At 63.7% G+C, this 3401-nt stretch carries 4 protein-coding genes; 2 read left to right on the forward strand and 2 right to left on the reverse strand.

Features of this window, described 5'->3' with window-relative positions; translation table 11 throughout:
* Positions 1–454 (forward strand): fructose-bisphosphatase class II (locus JOZ76_RS37185; protein WP_291706346.1); only part of this gene is annotated, 454 nt, incomplete at its 5' end.
* A gap of 13 nt (positions 455–467) precedes the next feature.
* Here the strand turns inward: JOZ76_RS37185 and JOZ76_RS37190 are convergent.
* A complete protein-coding gene (locus JOZ76_RS37190; protein WP_291706347.1) occupies positions 468–1250 on the reverse strand; it encodes a hypothetical protein in 783 nt (260 codons plus the stop codon).
* 157 nt (positions 1251–1407) lie between these two features.
* Here JOZ76_RS37190 and JOZ76_RS37195 point away from each other — a divergent pair, with 157 nt between their 5' ends.
* Positions 1408–2130: a haloacid dehalogenase type II gene (locus tag JOZ76_RS37195; RefSeq protein WP_291706348.1), complete on the forward strand. Its 723-nt coding sequence runs from the start codon at positions 1408–1410 to the stop codon at positions 2128–2130.
* Positions 2131–2277: 147 nt separating this feature from the next.
* On the opposite strand, the gene JOZ76_RS37200 is transcribed toward JOZ76_RS37195, so the two are convergent.
* Positions 2278–2604 (reverse strand): hypothetical protein, encoded by a 327-nt coding sequence (locus tag JOZ76_RS37200; RefSeq protein ID WP_291706349.1) that lies wholly within the window; start codon positions 2602–2604, stop codon positions 2278–2280.
* Positions 2605–3401 lie beyond the last annotated feature (797 nt).

Consider the following 3401-nt stretch of genomic DNA (forward strand, 5'->3'; position numbering starts at 1 on the left):
CATCCAGGGTGTGCGCTCGACCGGCGCCGCGGTGCGCCTGATCACCGATGGCGACGTCGCCGGCGTGATCCATTGCGCCGATCCCGACAACACCGGCGTCGACATGTATCTCGGCATCGGCGGCGCGCCCGAGGGCGTGCTCGCCGCTGTGGCGCTGCGCTGCATCGGCGGACAGATGCAGTGCCGCCTTATCCTCGATACCGAGGAGAAGCGCGAGCGTGCGCACAAGATGGGGATCCACGATCCCAAGATGATCTATGGCATCGAGGACATGGCGCGCGGCGACTGTCTGTTCGCTGCGACCGGCGTCACCACGGGCTCGCTGCTGTCGGGCGTCAAGTTCACCAGGAAGGACGTGATCGAGACCGAAACGGTGGTGATGCGCTCCGTTACTGGTACCGTCCGCTATATCAAGGCCGAGCACCGCCAGTTCGAGAAGTTCCATCTCGATTGATCGACACCGTCATTTAGCCACGGTCCATCGGCGTCGGATCGGAGCCGACCCGCAACACTGGCGCGCCGTTGAGGTGCGATATGCGGTGCTTCATGCTGATCTGCTCCGGCTCGGAGGCTTCGCTGGTGTCGCCGTCGTCGATCCGATCGCCGCGTTCGAGCATGTCGCCGGCAAGCCCGGCAACGCGGTCAAGCAGCGTCGGGCCGGACAGGCCGGGCACCTGAAACTCGATCTCGCGGCCGGTGAAGCGGGAGAGCCCGTAGGTGAGCGCGCCGACCGATTGCGGGCTCGACTCGAACGGCACGATGTCGATCCACAGCATGAACGGATAATCCGGGTAGGGCGCAAACGCCCTTGCGGACAGCTCGAGCCAGATCTGCGACGAGCGGGCCACCCTGCCGCAAAACACCACGCCGCAGGCTTGTGCTGTGATGGAGATGAGCCCGCCGACCACTGCGGTGACGATCTTGGCATCCTCGAGCTTGCCTTCGCTGTCGCCCATCACCGAGACGATCACGTGAGCACGGTGGAGCGCGGCAGTCTCATGCGCCTCGGGCCAGGCCGTCGCCGCGCGGACCCACATCTCCTCGTCGGGCGCCGCCAGTGGCGCCTCCACCGGCATCAGGATCACGATCCGCTTGCCGCAGAGAATGAAGCGCGATCGGGGCCGATTCGGGCCCGGCGTACCCGCAGTCCACGACAGATCGGGATGCCGTTGCCGCAGCGCCTCGATCAGCGCCGACAGGTCGGGTACGGCCGGCTCCTGCAACAGGACGAACGCGATCGGCAGAGTCATGGCGCGCTCACGATGCGGACAATTTTATGCGTGTCATCGCGTCCGGCAGCGGACGCCGGAACACTGTTCCGCATTGGTTGATATTGGCGCGGGCCACCATTTTACGAAATAGCACGGACGTGCCATGGTCGGCCAAAACAGCAAGGGAACAAGAACCATGCCATCCGACATGCCCGCGGTGAAGGCCCTGGTGTTCGACGTGTTCGGCACCGTGGTCGATTGGCGCACCAGCCTGATCAACGATTTTGCAGAATGGGGCAGCACGCGCGGCATTGCGGCCGACTGGACCGCTCTGGTCGACGGCTGGCGCGCAGTCTATGCCGCTTCGATGGATGAGGTGCGCAAGAATCCCGAGCGCGGCTATGTCATCCTCGACGTGCTGCACCGGCGCTCCCTGGAGAAGCTGGTCGCGCAGCTCGGCATTTCCGGCCTGACCGACGCCGACCTGCATCATCTGACGATGGGCTGGCACCGCCTGCATCCATGGCCGGACAGCGTCGCCGGCCTGGCGCGGCTGAAAACCAAATACATCATCTCGCCGCTCTCCAACGGCAATGTCGCCCTCCTGACCAACATGGCGAAGTTCGCCGGCCTGCCTTGGGACCTTGTCATGTCGGCGGAGCTTTTTGAGCACTACAAGCCGGATCCCGAGACCTATCTCGGCGCAGCGCGACTGCTGTGCCTGCCGCCGGGTGAGGTGATGATGGTGGCCGCGCACAATCACGATCTGAAGGCGGCGCAAAAGCTCGGCCTGAAGACCGCCTTCGTCGCGCGCCCGACCGAATACGGCCCGTTGCAAAAGTACGACTTCGAGGCCAAGGGCGACTGGGACATCATCGCCAAGGATTTTGGCGGCATCGCCGAAGCGATGGGATGCTGACCTGCGGACAGCCGCAATGCGTAGCCCGGATGAGCGAAGCGACATCCGGGCCGGTCTCTCTGGTGAGCATCCCGCATGTCGCTTCGCTCATGCGGGCTACGGGATCGCTCAACGCGTAGCCCGGATGAGCGAAGCGATGTCCGGGTTCTATCCGCAGGTCCACATCAGGCCGATCGGCGTATAGGTCCAGCACGGACCAAAGCTGCCGCCATTGTAGCGGCCGTGCAAGAACCGGGGGCGGCCGAAATAGTGCCACTCGCCGTTCCAGTACTGCGGCGTATAGTCCGGCTCGCCGGTAATGGCGCCCTTCGCACCGAAGACGGGAATATGCTCGTTCGGCGGCTGATGATAGCCGGGCAGGAAGCCGTAACCGTGCCAGCGGGCGATGTGCCGCTTGTGAACGGGTGCGGATAACGCGATGGCCGGCAGCAGCGCCAGGAGAACAGCGCCCGATATTTTGAGAATGCGCGACATCGGCGCAGGATAGACGGGCCGCTGCCGGAATGCGATTCAAATCGCGTGACACTTCATGTCTGGGCTTTGCTGATGCATAGAATCCGTGGCTGCGGTTGATTCGTCCCGACAGACTGATTCCGGCTTGAACGCTTCATCTGCAGGGGCTCAGGCGCGAGGAGCTCCCTGTACGAAAACCAGAAATTAGTCAGCGCCTTCAAGGGCAAACGCCCAAGTCCATCGGCGCAAAAAGATTTTGCTTGCGTTTTTCAGAAATACATGTTTCTCTCCTGTCGTCCCGCCTCCACACGAGGGGCGTTTCGCGATCGTCACGAACGTTGGAAGCGGGATGCGATGGACGCGTTGGCAACGCGCACGATTGCGGTGCGGACGAACGCCGCTGACGCGGACAGTGAAGTCGTGTGGTCCTGACACCCCGACGCTGGTGTCAAACGCGCAGAACGATCTGCGCGCGACGGGGGCAAGAGAGCCCGGGCCCCGGGGAGAGCGCGTATAAACTGTAACACCATCGCGCAGGGAAGGCCGGATGATTCCGCCTACACCTGTGGTTCCTTCCCCGTGCTTTTTTTATGCACGGGGGCCGCGGGTGCAAGCGGGCACCCGGCCTTCCCTGCGCCCTCTGTTTCCTAGGAGGGACATGATCGATGCAAAGCTCGGGCGCAATGTGCCGCGAGATCGCCAAAACCTGCCCTACGCGCCACGGATCGGCACCTAGCGCCGCCCAAGGACGCAGAAGGAGAGGGGAGAACTGGCAAGGTTCCGTTGTCGTCCGCGGGCCGCCTACCTATTCTGCCGCG

The organism is Bradyrhizobium sp., from assembly GCF_019244115.1.
GTDB lineage: Bacteria > Pseudomonadota > Alphaproteobacteria > Rhizobiales > Xanthobacteraceae > Bradyrhizobium.